The sequence below is a fragment of the Haladaptatus sp. DYSN1 genome (genome assembly GCF_029489995.1).
Lineage (GTDB): Archaea > Halobacteriota > Halobacteria > Halobacteriales > Halococcaceae > QDMS2.
Genome location: NZ_CP120472.1, coordinates 34607 through 51212 on the forward strand (window position 1 = coordinate 34607; position 16606 = coordinate 51212).

The following is a 16606-nucleotide window of genomic DNA, read 5'->3' on the forward strand; positions in this document are numbered from 1 at the left end:
GTAGTCACGACTCCTCCGTGAGTTGGTCGAGGCGTTCGCGCAGGCGGGCGAGTTCCTTCTCCTGTTCGAGCGCGATGGAGAGTAAGATGGGTAGTTCGACGAACTGGTGGTTGAGGAAGCCACCCGCGTCGGCGTGGGCGCGAGCGTGCTCGAACAGGCGGTCGAAGTGTGGCTGGTCGTCACGGCGCAGCGCCCGCCGATAGTCCTGCCAGCGCGTCTCGGTCCCGCGGACGAGGTCGCGGTAGGTCGGATTAGTGCGCCCCACCCGCGGTCACCTCCCGCGAGGACGGCGTGGTAATCGCCGGGTGACGCGCAGAGAGCACCTGACACCAGTAGGCGAGCGTCGTCTGGAGCAGGCCGTATTCGACGGGGTAGACGAGCGTCTCGAACTCCTGGCCGGAAAAGCGCGGCCCGAACTTCGTGAGCGTGCATTCGAGCGGCGCACTGACGGAAACGAGCGGGTCGGTGAACGCATCCTGCTCGTGGGTCGTCACGAGCACGGGCACGTCAAAGTCTGTGGCGATGGCTTCGACCTGCTCGACCGCGCGCTCGAACATGCGTTTGCCCATCGACGCCCGAACCTCGTCACTCCGGTAGAACCAGTCGATAGCAGGCAGGACGACGAGCGACGTGGACTCGGTGACAGCCGCGGGCAGGTCCTGAAGCAGGCTGTAGTGTTGCCACGGCGTGAACCCGCGGGCGATGTGAATCCGGTCGAGCGCCCGACGACTCGGGGCGAGCCGGGCGAGTGGCTGGGTGGTTCCGTTGGCGCGACTGTCGACCCACAGGGCGTCGCCCTTGCTCATGAGGACGTGGTCTAAGACGAGCGACTGTAGTGCGCCAGTGATTCTTTCGTCTGCTTCGAGTCTGGTGACTCCTGGCCCGAGCGTCGGTAGTGCGGGCGGGTCACCGGTCGTCGGCTTCATATCAGAAAATTCGCGAGACAGTGAGATAACCCAAAGCGTGTGGCTTCCGGTCGTTCCGATATGCTAATTCATTGTGGGCGATAGGTCCGGCCACGGTTCGTCCCCTCGGCGATGACGAGGCCGTAATGGTCCATCTTCGTCAGATAATTTCTGACCGTGCGCTTGGTCTTTGGATTCTCCACGTTCTCCGTGTAGCGTTCGTACAACTCACCCGGCGAGAGTTCGCCCGCTTCGCGCAGAATCTCGTAGAGGGCGTGCTGGTGGGGATGGAGTTTACCCACGGCTTTGCGCCTGACTTCCGCCTTCCCTCGAGGAATCGATTCGTGGACCATCTCGAACGAGATAGTGTCTGCGTTCGCCTGCTGGGCGCGTCGCGCCGCGTTCCTGAGAATGCCGATTGCGACCCGTGCATCCCCTGCTGCGGCGTCCCCGATGAGGGCCAATTGCTGCTTTCCGATAGCGCCTTCCGATAATCCCCACCGCGCTCTGTCTTCGAGGATGGTGACGAGTTCCTCCAGGTGGTAGCGTTCGAACCGGACGCGAACGCTGCTCAGCAGGCGACTGCGCACCCGTTCTTCGAGTTCTGCGAACAGGTCGTCCTCCTCGTTCGCGATGAGGACCATGTGAATCCGCGGGGTGTTGTACAGGTCGTAGAGCACGGAGGTGTCTTCGAGTTGGTCTACCTCGTCGAGGATGACGACGTAGGGCGGGCCGTCGTACGACCGCACCCGTTCGAGCAGTTCGTCCAGGGGCGTCGATTGGCGATGCACGTCCAGCGTCTGGCCGATGCCTTCGAGAATGCGATAGAGCGTGCGATAGCGGTTGTAGTCCTCCCAGCAGTTGATGTACTGGTGGTTCACGTCGATGAGTTCCTCGCGCAGGCGGTCGACGGTGAACTTCGCGATGCAGGTCTTGCCGACGCCACTGGGGCCGGAGAGGAAGGCCGTTTCGGGGGCTTCACCGCGCGTGAGGGCTGCGAGCGTGGTGGAGAGCTGGGTGACTTCTGCCTCGCGGTGCTGGACCTCCTGGGGCAAGAAATCGTCCTGCAACACTCTCGCATCCCGTATCATGACAGACCAGTCTACCGGGAGTGTGATAAGCGGAATGGGGTGGGTTCCGATACTTCCGATAGCTCTGTGACTGAGTTCTCGCGGCTCTCCTATCGATTTCGGCGATAGAGTCCTATTGAGTGAACGCGAACTGACTGTATGCTAACCTATTCGACGGAGATACACCCGCCTACGGATGACCTCGAACTCACCGTCGAAGCGTCGAGCGCCCCCACAGCAACGAGTCCACCACTCGTCACGATCTGCTTGACCTACCGCGGGGATGTTCCCACAACGCTGGACTTTGGCATCACGGCTCCATTCACTCGGTATTCTGCGTGGAACGACGAGCAGACGAAGCGGCTGATTATCTTCCCGCCCCGGTTAAACGAGCAACAGCATGTGATTCCGGACCAGCCAGTCGGGAAGAGTTGGCCACTGGAGCAGGGATATCTCGAAAGCGAGGTGGGACGCCTGAGAAAAGTAACGGCAGGGGACCGCGTCTGTGAGGAGTACGCCGTTCTGACGTATACCCCCTCTGAGGATGGTTATCCGAAGGGGACGTACACGGCTCGCGACCGAGTGGGGATGGACGACCAAGAGTTCGAAGTTCGACTGACGATTGCCGTCGAGTAAGGGAGCTACGCGATATCGTCATCGTGGGGGTACTGTCAATAGAGGGCCCCGTCGCCGAAGAGAACCGTCAGAGCAGCGCGACCTGCACGAGCGACACCACCACGAGCGGAACGTGAAACGAGGCGTGGGCGACCATCGCCGCTTCGAGGCTTCGCCGCCAGTACAGCCAGCCGAACAGGACGCCAGCGACCGCGTTCAGGAGAATCGTTCGGGCAATCAGGAGGGGCGTGAGGCTGACCGACTGGGCGAGCGCGGGCAGGTGCCCGACGCCGAACAGCACCGCCGACACCACGATAGCCACCCACATCACGCCCGACCGCGGGCCACCCGCCCGCCGACCGGAGACGAACCACCCGACGAACACGAGTGCGGACATGAGCCCGAATCGCAACATGAGTTCCTCCGTAATGCCACCGTAGAGGAATCGAACCGGCGCGTAGGCGAGCACGTCGAACACCGTGGGCTGAACCGCTCCGGCTCCCGGCTGGGGGATGTCCTGGGCGACGAACGGCGCGAGCGCGACATCGAGGACGAGGACCAACAGGCCTCCGAGGATGCCGACGGAGACGGCGAGACGGACCTCGTCACGGAGTCGGGGCCAGATTCGGTCGCCGGTCCCGGCCCGGTCTACGAGATACGAGCGCAGGCCGACCCGCGGCGCGGCGAACGCGCCGACCAGACAGGCGACGGCGAGAAACAGCAGGGAGTTGACCCCCGAAAGCACGGCGAGGAGTGGGCGGGAGAGGCCTGCTGGAATGGCAGACTGTGGTGTCGTGAGATAGATGTAGCCGGCGAGCGCGAGGATTCCAGGGAGACCTGCGAGCAGCGTCACGCCGAATCGGCGACGGAGCGGGGACTCGTGTGCGGGGGTGACCATGGAGAATTCGACTCCCGCTAGCGAAAAAACCGTTGTGTCGCACGCGACAGCTTCATGACGCTACTTGGTCAGAAGACACCAGCCCGCGGACGATCAGAGATAGCTCTGGACCCGAAGAAAAATCAAAACGCGGGCGACGAAACCGGTGTCGCGTAGTTCTCTCGCCACTCGTCGTATTCGACCAGCGCTTCTCGCCCAGCGTCAGAGAGCGCGTAGTAGTTCGTCCGACGGTCGATTTCGCCTTTGTCGACGAGGTTCGCCTCGACCAGCGCGTCGAGGTTGGGATACAGCCGCCCGTGGTTGATGTCGCCGACCTGGGATTCGAGTTCGCTCTTGATGTCTTGACCCGAGGGCTTGTCGTGGCCCGCGATGACCGTGAGGAGATCGCGCTGGAACCCGGTTAGGGTGTGCATACGTACCATGCAACCCTTTGGTTATGACGACATTTTGTTAGGAGGTGATTTCGAGAGACGGCGTTGTGTTCCATTGCGTTCCACGAGTGAAACAGTTAGGAACGCGTGAAAATCATCGGAGTGGGTATATCGGCTTCTATAGGACGTAAAGCCTGACTTACCGGCATTCAGCCCACAAAAGAACGAACACGAACGGTCGAGGCCACTCGACATCCAGCTGAAACGCACTGTTCTTAGCAAGCAATGGGCACCGGCCTGTGTCACGGCAAAACTATCATCTTAGTAAACCAACAATATTCTGCCGTGTATCCCCATCACGGCGAACCGCGATGCCGCGAGGCAAGCACCTCGCAGTGCGTTGTATGGTTGGTGAGGAACTCGATTCCTCCGATTCAACCTTTCGAGCGTTCGAGCAGCGAGCATTGAATGGGATGGGCTGGCGACACGGTACTCGTAATTCGACTGTCGTTGGTCACGAATGGGCACATCCTGTAAGTTACTGAGATTTAATTGATGCTAACAACTGCCGCCACTGGCAAGCCATTCGATTAAGGGTTAATGTAAATACGAGAATTGAATCTACCAAGGATTCAGCCGTCGAGCGGAGACGTCAACGCAATCGTAATCGTCTTGCTCTGGAGATACTCGTCGAGCGTCTCGAACGCTGTCTCCCGTCCCGTTCCAGATTGTTTGTAGCCGCCGAAGGGCTGGCCAGCCGGGAACTCGTTGTACGTGTTCACCCAGACGTTTCCAGCCTCCAAATCGCGTGCCGTGCGGTACGCCTGTGAGAGATCGTCGGTGATGACGCCTGCGGCCAAGCCGTAGTCGACGTCGTTGGCCAACTCGATCATCTCCTCGTACGACGACCACGAGAACAGAATTCCCACTGGTCCGAAAATTTCCTCTTGAGCCGCCCGTCGTTCGTGTTCGAGGTCACCAACGATAGTCGGGGCGACGAAGTACCCCACTGCCGGTGTTTCACCGCTGGTCAGAAGATACGCACCCGATTCACGGGCCCATCGAATGTATCGATTCGTTCGCGCGACCTCTGTCTGTGAGATTTCCGGACCGATGTCAGTGTCGTCGAGGAGTGGGTCCCCAATCGATAGCTGCATTGTTTTTGCTACCAGCGCGTCAACGAACTCTTCGCGAATCGCTTCGTGAACGAAGAGTCTCGTTCCTGCACAGCAACACTCGCCAGAATTGAAAAAGAGTGCGTTCACAGCCACGTCAGTTGCGTGGTCGATATCGGCGTCAGAGTGAACGATTACAGGACTCTTGCCGCCGAGTTCGAGCGTGATATCCGTGATGGAGTCGGCGGCGTTTTTCATCACGCCCCGGCCTACCTCTGTCGAACCCGTGAACGCGAGTTTTTTGACGTCTTCGTGGTTTACGAGTGGGGCCCCCGCTTCAGCACCGAAGCCGGTGACGACGTTCACCACGCCCGCTGGAAGGACGTCTTCGACCTCGCGCATAAGTTCGAGAATCGAAAGCGGCGTCTCTTCGGCCGGCTTCAACACGACCGCGTTTCCTGCGGCGAGAGCTGGAGCGAGTTTCCAGGCGGCCATCAACAGCGGGAAGTTCCACGGAATGATCTGCCCCACCACTCCGTATGGCTCGCGAATCGTCTGGATGGCACGGTTCTCATCAGACGGGATCGCCTTGCCTTCTCTGACGCGAATCGCACCTGCGAAGTAGCGAAAGTGGTCGGCGACTAACTTGACGTCGTGTCGTGATTCTGTAATCGGTTTACCGTTGTCGAGGGTCTCGAGTCGGGCGAAGTCCTCCTTTCGCGCCTCCACACGATCTGCGATTGTCGTGAGCACCGCCTGGCGCTCAGCTACGGTGTGGCCAGCCCAACAGTCATTGTAGGCGTTCCAGGCAGCCTCGACCGCTCGGTCGATATCGAGTGCAGTACCGGCCTGCACTACCGCGAGCGACTCTCCAGTCGTCGGGTCGTGGGTCTCGAACGTCTGGCCGCCGGCGCTCTCGATCCACTCGCCGCCAATGTGAAGTCGTCCTACACCGGACGGAATCAATTCCGCTGCCGCGTCTCGGTGACGGCTTCTGATTGTGCGCTGTTGCTTCGAAGTCGACGAATTATGTGGCATGGTCCACGATTGCTAATCGCACACTTTTACAGGATTCTACATAGGTGTTTGGTACAGTAGCAACCGTATCCGTCGCGTTACAAAACGCCCGCTACACAATGCTTAGCGAACAGAACAATGCAGAGGTACGCCTGCTCGACGAGCGAGGTTCGAAACTAATCGTCTCTGCCGTCGACGAGGAGGGAGGTGTCGTCTTCGTCAGTCGTCGTATCGTTCGTCCGTTTCGATTCCAGGTATTCTGCGCCCTCCTCCGTCTCCGAGAGAAGGTGTTCGAGTACATCCATGTCGCTGCGGAACTTGTGGACCTCTGGGAGAGAACTGGAGTCGAACTGGGCGATGAGGTCGCCGTGTTTCTTGAAGAAATTTCGCTTCCACTCCTCCTTGTTCTCGCTCTTACGGAAGCGAGCGATGAACTGCCACTGGTGGTAGTCGTCTGCGTTGAAGAACATCATAACGTGTGAGTCCTCCATCAGGTCGTTGTAGCAGTCCTCCCAGCGCTCTTCGAAACTCGGGTAATGAAACGCAATTTGAAAGAGGTGGTACTCGAAGAATTGCTCGTTCAAGAGCGCGGCTTCACGAAACACGTCCTTCTCACCGAGCTCTCGCAGGATGTCGTTCACGCGATTGTGCGATAGCGAAATCCCGTACTCCTCATCGAGAATATCTTTCAGCGCTCGAACAGATGCGGTCGGATGTTCGAGCCGAACTTTGAGGATGACGACATCCCGGGGAGAGATTTCGTCGATTTCGTCGATGGGTGAACTCATGCGTTATCGCTGATTATGCTGTTCCAACCAAATGTCTTTTTACTATTTTTAGTGGAGACGCGAAATTGCCGTGACGTTCTCACCCGAAAGCACGGGCTCACCTCCCAGATACCAACCGGCGAGCCGCCCAGTCAAGTCGAGTGAATTCTGCTGGCGTCCACCGCATATCGAACGGCTGGTGTAGGCGATTGGTTACTGCAGACTGATGTTGATGGTCTTCGTCTGCGTGTAGTGCTCTATCGCCTCGAAGGCGGTTTCTCGTCCGATACCCGACTGTTTGTAGCCGCCGAAGGGCTGGCCAGCCGGGAACTCGTTGTACGTGTTCACCCAGATGTTTCCAGCTTCGATGTCACGGGCTGTCTGATACGCCTGTGAGAGGTCGTCGGTGATGACGCCGGCGGCCAGACCGTAATCGACGTCGTTGGCCAACTCGATCATCTCCTCGTACGACGACCATGAAAAGACGGTCTCAACGGGGCCAAAGATTTCCTCCTGTACCGGGCGACTCTCGTGGTCGAGATTCGTGAGGACGGTGGGAGTGATGAAACAGCCCTCGGCGAGTTCCTCGTCGTCTGGGGCGTCGCCACCAGAGAGGACCTCACCACCGACGTTCCGCGCTTCAGTAATGTAGTCCATGGTTCGGTTGGCCTGTTCACGAGAGACCTTTGGTCCGAGGGTCGTGTCTTCGAGCAGCGGATCACCCACGCGAAGATTCTCGATTTCGTCGACGAACGCGTCAAGGAACTCTGTCTCGATGTCTTCGTGGACGAAGAGTCGGGTTCCCGCACAGCAACACTCGCCGGTGTTGTGGAACATCCCCACTCTCGCGATGGCTGCTGCCTTCTCGACATCGGCGTCCGGGTAGATGATTACCGGACTCTTGCCGCCGAGTTCGAGCGTGATATCCGTGATGGAGTCGGCGGCGTTTTTCATCACGCCTCGGCCCACCTCTGTCGAACCCGTGAACGCCAGTTTTCGGATGTTGTCGTGCTTCGAGAGCGGTTCGCCCGCTTCAGCACCGAAGCCGGTGACGACGTTCACCACGCCCGCTGGAAGGACGTCTTCGACCTCGCGCATAAGTTCGAGAATCGAAAGCGGCGTCTCCTCCGCTGGTTTCAGCACAACTGTATTGCCGGCTGCGAGAGCTGGAGCGAGTTTCCAGGCGGCCATCAACAGCGGGAAGTTCCACGGAATGATCTGCCCCACCACTCCGTATGGCTCGCGAATCGTCTGGACGTGATTTTCCGTATCGGTTGGAACCGTTCTCCCTTCGTTTACGCGAGCAGCACCCGCGAAGTAGCGAAAGTGGTCGATAACCAGGCCGATATCCAGACGGGCTTCGGTGACCGGTTTCCCGTTGTCGAGCGTTTCGAGGCGGGCGAAGTCCTCCGTTCGCGCCTCGATACGGTCAGCAATCTCTGTGAGCACAGCCTGTCGATCGGCCGCAGAAAAACTCGACCAGCGGTTTTCGTAGGCGTCCCAAGCAGCCTCGACCGCTCGGTCAATATCTGCACTGGTCCCCGCTTGGACCGACGCGAGTGACTCCCCGGTCGTCGGGTCGTGCGTCTCGAACGTCTGTCCAGAGGCACTCTCGACCCACTCGCCGCCGATGAACAGCTTGCCTGGTTCGCGTGGAATCAACTCTTCTGCCGCATCTCGGTGACGCTGTTTGACCGTTCCATTCGATTTCGTTGAGGGGGGTGAATCAGTCGACATCGCGTTAGGGAGTGTATCGCACGCCCCCTTAATTGTTTCTAATTATGCATTATGATAAAACCCGATTTCGTATTTTGCGATTACAAATTACCGCTATTTGCACAATCCGGTAAATTTTTAATATATCATGATAGTTCATGGATTGCAATGCGCGCTGTAGTACTGGAGGAATTCCAAGAACCGCTCGAAGTACAGGAAGTCGAACGACCAGAACCAGAACCACACGGCGTCGTCGCCAAAGTCGACGGCTGTGGGGTCTGTCGAAGTGACTGGCACTGCTGGCAGGGTGACTGGGATTGGTTCGGATACCGGCCAGACCCACCGCACGTCCTCGGTCACGAGCCCTGTGGAACGGTCGTCGAAGTCGGCGAAGACGTAGAAAGCGTCTCTGAAGGCGACCACATCGCGATTCCGTTTAATTTCGCGTGCGGGAAATGTGACCTCTGTCGCAATGGTCACGAGAACATTTGTGAAAACCACATCGGGCTCGGCTTCATGAACGAAGCACCTGGTGCGTTCGCAGAGGAGGTCCACATTCCGAACGCTGATATCAACGCCGTCCCGCTGCCCGACAGCATCGACGCAGATACAGCAGCAGGAATCGGCTGTCGGTTTATGACATCGTTCCACGCGATGGCCCACCGTGGTAACGTTGGAAACGGCGAGGACGTCGTGGTCCACGGCCTCGGTGGTATCGGTCTCTCCGCAGTCCATATTGCCGATGCGCTCGGCGCGAACGTCATCGGCGTCGACCTCTTCGACAACAAACTCGAGAAAGCAAAGAGCCTCGGCGCGGTCGAGACGATAAATGCGAGCGACGTCGACGACCCGGCGAAGGAGGTTCGCGCGATAACCAACGGAGGTGCAGACTGTTCGGTCGATGCGCTCGGCATCAAGACGACCTGTCTGAACGCAGTAAATTCTCTCAGAAAAGGGGGTCGCCACGTCCAAATTGGGTTGACCACCTCAGAGGAGAAGGGGAAGGTTCCGCTTCCCACAGACGAGTTCGTTGCGAAAGAAATCGACTTTCGGGGGTCGCTCGGCTTACAACCATCACGTTACACAGAGATGCTCGACATGATCAAGACCGGAAAGCTCGACCCAACGAAACTCGTCTCGTCCACGATTTCACTTGACGAGGTACCCGAAACGCTCGCTTCGATGAGCGATTATGACACGATGGGAATTCCGGTCTGCAACGAGTTCAGCTAACAACCAACCAGAGCGGGTAAATCCGGAGAACTGTATCGGCCACCGCCGACCACAACCCGATACGGGACGCTCGTACGCTCAAAACCCCCGCTCACCTTTCGCCGGCCACGATGCGAGCCCCGTAGAGCAGGTCTCCTTGTAACTCCGGTAACCACTACCCGCGGTTCAGTTTGTCAGTAGTGTGTCTAAGGTATCGTTACTCCCTCGAACACTCACTCAGAATACAGGCCTTTTCTGTGACCAATCTGCTGCATGAGGTGTCTGACCGTAAAACGCTGCCACGTCATCTGGTCTTCGAGTGACGGCCACTTCTCAGTGGTTTCTGCAATTACACCCCGGGTATTCAGTTGCGCACCCGCCCGATGCATGAGTTTGGTGTGGCGCTCGCTCAGCGTGTTTCCGAGTCGGTACCGCCACTTTCCATCGAGTCCGTATCCACGGTTGAGCGCTTCACACGTTTTCTGGCTCATCTCGCGAGCATCGCCGTGCTGGGTCGGGAAAATCGCCTGTCCCACGCCACCGTCGCCACTCTTGTAGATGCCGTAACTCGAGTGCAAGCTGAGGAGTAAATCCGGGTCGTACCGTTCGACCTCACCCCAAATTTCTCGCGCAATCTCGGTGTAACACTCCCCGGTCGGTGGATAGTCACGATTCGGGTCACTGTCGAGTCCTCTTACTCGCTTTTCGACTGCTCGGGCACTCGCACGCGGGATGACCACGATACGACCGGTTTCGACGCGCCAGTCGATCATCTTGTCTGCGGCACGCCAGCCCGACTCCTCATCACCATGAAGCCCAGCGACGATCATCGTGGTCGGTCCGGGGCGTACCGCCTCGTACTTGTGAACCCACGTCTCGTCCGGTTCGTTCGGACAAATTCGGTACCGTCGCCGGACACCCGGGATATCCTCGTTCGCCGCCACACCGTACGTTCCTAGCGCCGCGAGGCTCAGACCGCCAGCCGCGGATTTGAGGAATCGACGGCGTGAACGAAAAGAGCCCGGCCGAGTAGTCTTTTTAGCCACATTCAATCAGATTAACATTACCTACTTCAAATATTCTATTTTATCGTACTTTCCCAGAATTATTACCATCAAGTCACGTATCACGAACAGCAGTTGGTGTTCCTACGAACGTTGCTCGGGGGAATCACTAAGGGGCTCACCTCAGTGGGTCAGCTATGCGAACTGCGATTCAACTCTACACCCTGCGTGCCCTCGACGAGTCGCTCGACCAGTTGGTCGCCCGCGTGGCTTCTACGCCCCTCGATGGTGTCGAATTTGCATACGAATCGATGAACTCACCGACGGACGTTGCTTCCACCCTCGCCTCCCACGACCTCGAACTGGCGAATCTCTCGGCGAGCGTCGAAACCCTCGAAACCGACGAGGCCGCACTCGCTGAGGCCTGTGAGACGCTTGACTGTGAGACGGTAGTCCTTCCCTATCTCGACCCTTCATATTTCGATTCACGCGACCGTGTCGAAGCGACCGCCGACCTCCTCTCAGGCTTTGCTCGAACGCTCGATTCGCACGGGCTTCGCTTTCTGTACCACAACCACGCCCACGAATTCGCCGACGTTGATGGCGAGGTCGCCTTCGACGTATTGCTCGACCGTGTAGACGACCGTGTCGAGTTCGAACTCGACCTCGGATGGGTCGGAACTGCGGGCGAAGACCCCTACGCACGCCTCGAAGCACTCGGCGACCGTGCACCCTCCGTCCACGTCAAGGACATGCACTCTGCGACCGGTGAGTTCGCACGTCTCGGCGATGGTGACCTCGACGCTTCCCAGGCCATGCGAATCGCCCAAGCCCAGGACGTCGAGTGGGCAATTTTCGAACACGACGAACCTGCAGACCCGGTGGAAGAACTCGAACACGGAGCGAACAGGCTCGTAGAGGCCGTCGAGAGTGGCAGATTGCCCGGTAAGAGTTCCTGCAAAAATCGGTAGGTGAATACTCGTTGGACCGACTGTGAGCGCGCCATCGTCTCCGATCAGTCGAGGACGACGACGGCCCCTTTCATACCCATGCTCCGGTGGGGCGTGCAGTAGTATTTGTAGATACCGAGCGCGTCGAAGGTGTGGGTGAACGTCGCTTTGGCCCGGTCAGTCATCGGCGATTTGAACCCTCCATCGAGGGCAACCACGTCGTGGCTCCCACCCTTGCCGGACCACTCCCACCTGACGGTAGTTCCCGGCGAGACGGCAATCGCGGCCGGAGCGAATTTGAAGTGACCAAGTGAGTCCTTCGCACCGACGGTGACCGTCACGGACGACTGATTGCGTAGGTCGAATGTGCCACGATACGTGCCCACGTCGTTGAACCAGCCATCGTAGCCCGGTTCAGTCGTCAGTTTCGTGCCACTCTCAGCAGTCGCCTCCGAACACCCCGCCAAGGACGCCGTCCCGACGAGTGCGAGCGCGCCGACACCCTGTAAGTAGGACCGACGAGTGAGGGTCATGTACCCTCCCTACCGACCCGTCGCTTCTACAGCGACGGGACCAGCCGAAACGACAGCCTGGCCGTGAGCGCGGTTTGCGCGGCGTTCTGCCACGAACAGGTAGGCCAGCACCACGATGAGCGCGACCTGAACCGTCTTGTCGGCGACACCGAGGACGAAGTCAGGCATTCCCTGGACGAGCCAGACGACGATTTGCATCGCCGTGAACGGGATACCCACGGCGTACAGCAGGCGGCGGTTCACCCCGACAACCAGGAGCGAGACTGCAGCGAGGAAGCCGAGGCCGGCGAGCAAGAACGGAATGAACTCCTGAACCCAGTATAGGTACAGGTGGACGACGCCCGTTGCCCCGGCGAGACCGGCCGCTAGCCAGTGGAGCCAAGTCATTCGTTCCTCGCGTGAAGCGAGCACGATACCCCTCATGGAACGCGTTGAAGTTGCCATGTATTCTGTGCGCTCAGTCGTCGTATCATCATTCCCAGTGAGCGTGTACTACGACGTGAGTGAGGCCCACACCGTGAGTCTGAGGGTGGCGCTGTGGTGAAGAGACGAACCTCGAATCAGTTGACACTCGAAACGTCCTCGACAGTCAGCTCCGTCGCTACTTCTCGATAGCGTCGATACGTCTCCTCAAACCAGTCTGCGACGGCATCGGCGGATGTTTCGACGAGCGCAACAGGCGTTCGCTCAGCATCGACCACGTATAGCGTGAGAATTTCATCGTGTGAGCCTACGGCTATTGGGACCGCCTCCGGATGCCAGAGCAGGCGGCCAGACGGTTCGGCGACGAGTTTTCGAAGGAGCGGGCCAACGGAATCGTCTTCCAAGAAGGGGTCGATGTCCGGGGTGGTGACGAGCAGTTCCACCGAACTACCACTCTGAACGGCGCTCAATACCGCCTCCAAGATGACCGTCGAAAACCCTTGCGTGAGAACGCGACCACTGGTTGTGGTCCGGTTTCGTTCCACCGCCGCGTCAATCGGTGCGGTGCTGTTCGTAGGGGTAGTGTGGACGATTCGTGCGTCCGCGAGTGCCCGAAGGTCGAAGCCGAGGTAGTCCATCGGGAGGTGTGTCACGATTCGGGACAGGCGCTCCGCTGTCTCGACCGTCCGCTGTAAGGTCGAGAAGTCAGTAGCAACGAGTTCGCCCGTGGCCGTCACTTCGTAGACGTTCCGCTGTTTGCGAATCCAGTGGCGTTCCTCGAGTCCCAAGAGCACCCGCCCGAGCGTCGCCTTCGAGATACCAAGCGAGTCTCGTAACTCACTCCGGGTCGCAGACTGCTCCAAGAGCGCCTGGAGGACTTCCACCCGGTGTTCAGAAAGAGCAAGAAACTCGATGTGTTCGAGGGCAAAATGCATAGTATCAATTCGCTCTCACGGCTGATAATCTGGTGGATTCTCCACCTTGCTGCCGATTATGGGAGTTTCGGTCAAACAGACCGTGTGGGTTCGCCGGACCAATCGCTAAAAGTCCGCCCGCTTGAGCCACTCGATTGCGGTAAGGATGAACCAGGCCATCCAGACGGTAAAGATGACCAGCGAGGCGGTGTAGTACGCCTCCCTGGACCCGATTTGCATTGCGCCAAAGAGCGCAGCGGCGACGACGAGCAGCGCGGCCACGTTGCGTCGCGGGTCGCGGAGGGCCTCGATAAGCGCCGTCGTCCCGGTGTACGCTCCCATACCCTCTACTCGGGCAGAGACGACATTAGCCCTTCTGTGACTCACGAGTGACGAGCAAGAGCCGAAGGTCCATCACGTTCGTTCCGGTCGCACCGGTCAGGACTGCGTCACCGAGTTCGGCCAACGCAGGCGAGGTGTCGTGACCCGTCAGGTGCGAAAAGAGGTCGATATCGTTCTCGCGAGCGCGACGCGCCGTCGTTCCGTCGACGAGGCCGCCCGCGATGTCGGTTGGGCCATCCGTTCCGTCGGTCCCGAGCGCGAGCAACGCCACCCCCGGTAACTCGGCTGCGTCTACCGCGAACTGTAGGGCGAGTTCTTGATTCGGCCCGCCCGTGCCAGCCTCGTCGGAAATCGTCACCGTCGTTTCGCCACCTGAGACGACGACGCACGGCGGTTCGATGGGGCGATCGTGGTGGCGAATCTCCTTCGCAATCGAAGCGAGCACCGTCCCGACCGTGCGGCTTTCGCCCTCAATGACGCTCGAAAGGAGCATCGAATTGAATCCGCGCTTCTTCGCACCGGCGACCGCCGCTTCGCACAGGTCTGTGGCGTTTGCGAGGACGACCGTCTGGCCGGGAACTCCCGTCAACGCTTCCGGCGTCGGCGTCTCAGCAATCTCGCCCCGGTGCCCGGCTTCGAGATGCGAGCGTATCGACGCTGGAACCCGCTCCCAGAGGTTACGCCGAGCGAGCACGCCAATCGCGTCGTCGTACGTCGTCATGTCCGGGACGGTCGGCCCCCAGGGGTCACCCGCGACTTCGTCGACAATGATGAGCGAGACGAAGGTTGCTGGCGCGATTCGCTCGGTGAGTCGTCCGCCCTTGATGGTGGAAACGTGTTTTCGGACGGTGTTGATTTCCTCGATGGGGAGGCCTCCATGCAGGAGGAGTTCGGTCATCGACGCAAGGTCCGCGACCGAAACGTCCGAGGGAGGCGCGACCAGCTGTGCCGACGCACCACCCGTGATGCAGACGAACACCAGGTCGTCCGCACCGGCTGCTTCGACCAGCTCCAGGAGTGCCTGCGTTGCACGCCGTCCGTCGTCGTCCGGTATCGGGTGGCCCGCTTCGTACACGTCGATACCGGGAACAGAATCGCCCTGCCCGTGTTTTTCGACGACGACGCCGTCGGTTACGCGGTCACCGAGACGTTCGCGGAGGGCTCCCGCGAGAGCCGAAGAGCCCTTCCCCGCACCGACGATGAACACGTCCCCGGCTGTCGACAGGTCGTATCGTTCGCCGTCGACCGTCAGCACACTTCCGTCAACCGTCAGGTGGTCGTCGATGAGCTGCTGTGGGTGAATGTGGGCTAAGGAATGCTCACCGATGTCGAGCAACGATACGCGGGCGTCCCGTTCCCCGTGGTCGGCGAGTTCCGATTTGTTTTGAATCATCGCTGACCCGCTTTGATGATGACAACGTACGTCATGAATCAGTCCCAGAACGGGCCAGCGTACGCGGTTCGTTCCTGTTCCGCTTCGATTTCGAGGAGTCGGTTGTACTGTTCGGTCCGTTCGCCGCGACTCACGCCAGTCTTGATTTGTCCGGCGTCGAGACCGACGGCGAGGTCCGCGAGCCAAGTGTCCGGCGTCTGTCCCGAGCGTTCCGAAACCTGCACCGCGTACCCGTTTTCTACAGCGAGCGAGGCGGCGTCGAGCGCCTCCGAGAGGGTTCCGACCTGGTTTACCTTCAAGAGAAGCGCGTTCGCCGCGCCTTCGTCGATACCGCGCTGGAGTCGCTTCGGATTCGTGACGAAGAGGTCGTCACCGATAATCTGAATGTCGAGCGTGTCGGCGAGTTCTCTGTAGCCCTCGAAATCGTCTTCCTCAAGCGGGTCTTCGAGCGAAACCACCGGATACGTCTCGGTCAACTCGGCGTAGAAATCGAGAAGTTCTCCACGCGTGTACTGCTCGTCCATCAGCGCGTAAGTTCCCGAATTCTCGTCGTAGAAGTGCGAGGCAGCGACGTCTGCGGCGAGGACGAATTCGTCCCCGTAGCCCAGTTCCTCGATGGCCTGCAATTCCGCTTCGAAGGCGTCTCGTGGGTCGTTCATGCCGCCCGGTGTGTAGCCCCCCTCGACGCCGACGTTTCGAGAGCGGTCGCCGTAGTCACGCGCCAGTTGGTCACCGAGTTCGTAGTACACCTCGGCGCACATTTGAATCGCCTGTGAGAACGACTCCGCGCCGGTGGGGACCACCTGGTGTTCCTGGAAATCCAGTGTGCCCGCCGCGAGTTCTCCGCCCTCGATGAGGTCGAAAAACGGAACCGGGAGGGTGTGCGCCCCCACGTCGCCCAAATAGCGATACAGGGGGAGCTCCCGGCTGTTCGCGGCGCACTTCGCAACGGCGAGTGAGACGCCCGTAGTCGCGTTTCCGCCCAGATTCGACTTCTGGTCCGTACCATCGAGTTCGAGCAGCACCTCGTCGATGGCCCGCTGGGCGAGGACCTCACGCCCGACGAGTTGTGGCGCGATGCGTTCGTTGACGTTTTCGACCGCCGTTTGCACCCCGCGACCGGCGTACCTGTCGCCACCATCACGAAGGTCGACGGCTTCGTGTTTGCCCCGCGAACGACCGCAGGGAACGTCGGCCTGCCCGCTTGCACCCTCCGTCTCGACTGTCACTCTGAGCGTCGGTTCGAGCCGACAGTCGAGAATCTCTCTCGCGTGCACCCGATTGATAGTTGTCATCACTTGTCAGTGCATTGCTGGACGTGTGATATAGCCTTTCGCCCGGTGGTAAGAGCGGTCGAGGGT

Annotated in this window: 18 protein-coding genes; 3 read left to right on the plus strand and 15 right to left on the minus strand. The window is 59.6% G+C overall.

The features are described from left to right. Positions 1–4: 4 nt before the first annotated feature. From P0648_RS17910 to P0648_RS17920, 3 genes are all read right to left on the minus strand, one after another. Positions 5–265, minus strand: coding sequence for a hypothetical protein (locus P0648_RS17910; protein ID WP_276248517.1), 261 nt, complete (start codon positions 263–265; stop codon positions 5–7). Next, entirely contained in the window at positions 252–926 is a 675-nt protein-coding gene (locus P0648_RS17915; protein ID WP_276248518.1) for a hypothetical protein, read from the minus strand. The genes P0648_RS17910 and P0648_RS17915 overlap by 14 nt, the downstream gene beginning before the upstream one ends. A 68-nt stretch (positions 927–994) precedes the next feature. Beyond that, positions 995–1996, minus strand: a complete 1002-nt coding sequence (locus tag P0648_RS17920; protein ID WP_277506220.1) for a Cdc6/Cdc18 family protein — start codon at positions 1994–1996, stop codon at positions 995–997. A gap of 138 nt (positions 1997–2134) precedes the next feature. On the opposite strand from P0648_RS17920, the gene P0648_RS17925 reads away from it, so the two are divergent. After that, positions 2135–2611 carry a hypothetical protein gene (locus P0648_RS17925; protein ID WP_277506221.1) on the plus strand — a complete coding sequence of 159 codons (477 nt, stop codon included), beginning with the start codon at positions 2135–2137 and terminating at the stop codon, positions 2609–2611. 67 nt (positions 2612–2678) lie between these two features. Here P0648_RS17925 and P0648_RS17930 read toward each other — a convergent pair whose 3' ends face one another. The 5 genes from P0648_RS17930 to P0648_RS17950 all read right to left on the minus strand — a co-directional run bounded on the left by P0648_RS17930 (position 2679) and on the right by P0648_RS17950 (position 8495). Beyond that, positions 2679–3488 carry a CPBP family intramembrane glutamic endopeptidase gene (locus tag P0648_RS17930; RefSeq protein ID WP_277506245.1) on the minus strand — a complete coding sequence of 270 codons (810 nt, stop codon included), beginning with the start codon at positions 3486–3488 and terminating at the stop codon, positions 2679–2681. 122 nt (positions 3489–3610) lie between these two features. Continuing rightward, the gene (locus P0648_RS17935) at positions 3611–3901 is read right to left on the minus strand and encodes a PadR family transcriptional regulator (protein WP_276248522.1); all 291 of its coding nucleotides are present in this window, start codon (positions 3899–3901) and stop codon (positions 3611–3613) included. A 590-nt stretch (positions 3902–4491) separates the two neighbouring features. Continuing rightward, positions 4492–6012: an aldehyde dehydrogenase gene (locus P0648_RS17940; protein ID WP_276248523.1), complete on the minus strand. Its 1521-nt coding sequence runs from the start codon at positions 6010–6012 to the stop codon at positions 4492–4494. Positions 6013–6167: 155 nt separating this feature from the next. Continuing rightward, the gene (locus tag P0648_RS17945; RefSeq protein ID WP_276248524.1) at positions 6168–6779 is read right to left on the minus strand and encodes a helix-turn-helix domain-containing protein; all 612 of its coding nucleotides are present in this window, start codon (positions 6777–6779) and stop codon (positions 6168–6170) included. A 192-nt stretch (positions 6780–6971) separates the two neighbouring features. After that, positions 6972–8495 carry an aldehyde dehydrogenase gene (locus P0648_RS17950; protein WP_277506247.1) on the minus strand — a complete coding sequence of 508 codons (1524 nt, stop codon included), beginning with the start codon at positions 8493–8495 and terminating at the stop codon, positions 6972–6974. A 147-nt stretch (positions 8496–8642) separates the two neighbouring features. On the opposite strand from P0648_RS17950, the gene P0648_RS17955 reads away from it, so the two are divergent. Beyond that, the gene (locus P0648_RS17955; protein WP_276248526.1) at positions 8643–9707 is read left to right on the plus strand and encodes a zinc-dependent alcohol dehydrogenase family protein; all 1065 of its coding nucleotides are present in this window, start codon (positions 8643–8645) and stop codon (positions 9705–9707) included. A 212-nt stretch (positions 9708–9919) separates the two neighbouring features. On the opposite strand, the gene P0648_RS17960 is transcribed toward P0648_RS17955, so the two are convergent. Next, positions 9920–10630 (minus strand): succinylglutamate desuccinylase/aspartoacylase family protein, encoded by a 711-nt coding sequence (locus P0648_RS17960; protein ID WP_276248527.1) that lies wholly within the window; start codon positions 10628–10630, stop codon positions 9920–9922. Positions 10631–10887: 257 nt separating this feature from the next. On the opposite strand from P0648_RS17960, the gene P0648_RS17965 reads away from it, so the two are divergent. After that, the gene (locus tag P0648_RS17965) at positions 10888–11661 is read left to right on the plus strand and encodes a sugar phosphate isomerase/epimerase (RefSeq protein ID WP_277506225.1); all 774 of its coding nucleotides are present in this window, start codon (positions 10888–10890) and stop codon (positions 11659–11661) included. Positions 11662–11705: 44 nt separating this feature from the next. On the opposite strand, the gene P0648_RS17970 is transcribed toward P0648_RS17965, so the two are convergent. The 6 genes from P0648_RS17970 to eno all read right to left on the minus strand — a co-directional run bounded on the left by P0648_RS17970 (position 11706) and on the right by eno (position 16540). Then, a complete protein-coding gene (locus P0648_RS17970) occupies positions 11706–12173 on the minus strand; it encodes a halocyanin domain-containing protein (protein ID WP_277506226.1) in 468 nt (155 codons plus the stop codon). Between the two features lie 9 nt (positions 12174–12182). Then, positions 12183–12560 (minus strand): hypothetical protein, encoded by a 378-nt coding sequence (locus P0648_RS17975; RefSeq protein ID WP_277506250.1) that lies wholly within the window; start codon positions 12558–12560, stop codon positions 12183–12185. A gap of 173 nt (positions 12561–12733) precedes the next feature. Continuing rightward, positions 12734–13531, minus strand: coding sequence for a winged helix-turn-helix domain-containing protein (locus P0648_RS17980; protein ID WP_277506229.1), 798 nt, complete (start codon positions 13529–13531; stop codon positions 12734–12736). A gap of 105 nt (positions 13532–13636) precedes the next feature. Further along, positions 13637–13852, minus strand: coding sequence for a hypothetical protein (locus P0648_RS17985; protein WP_276248532.1), 216 nt, complete (start codon positions 13850–13852; stop codon positions 13637–13639). 25 nt (positions 13853–13877) lie between these two features. Then, positions 13878–15245, minus strand: coding sequence for a glycerate kinase (locus tag P0648_RS17990; RefSeq protein WP_277506251.1), 1368 nt, complete (start codon positions 15243–15245; stop codon positions 13878–13880). Positions 15246–15283: 38 nt separating this feature from the next. Beyond that, complete coding sequence (gene eno, locus P0648_RS17995) at positions 15284–16540, minus strand: phosphopyruvate hydratase (protein WP_277506232.1); 1257 nt, start codon at positions 16538–16540, stop codon at positions 15284–15286. Between the last annotated feature and the right edge of the window lie 66 nt (positions 16541–16606).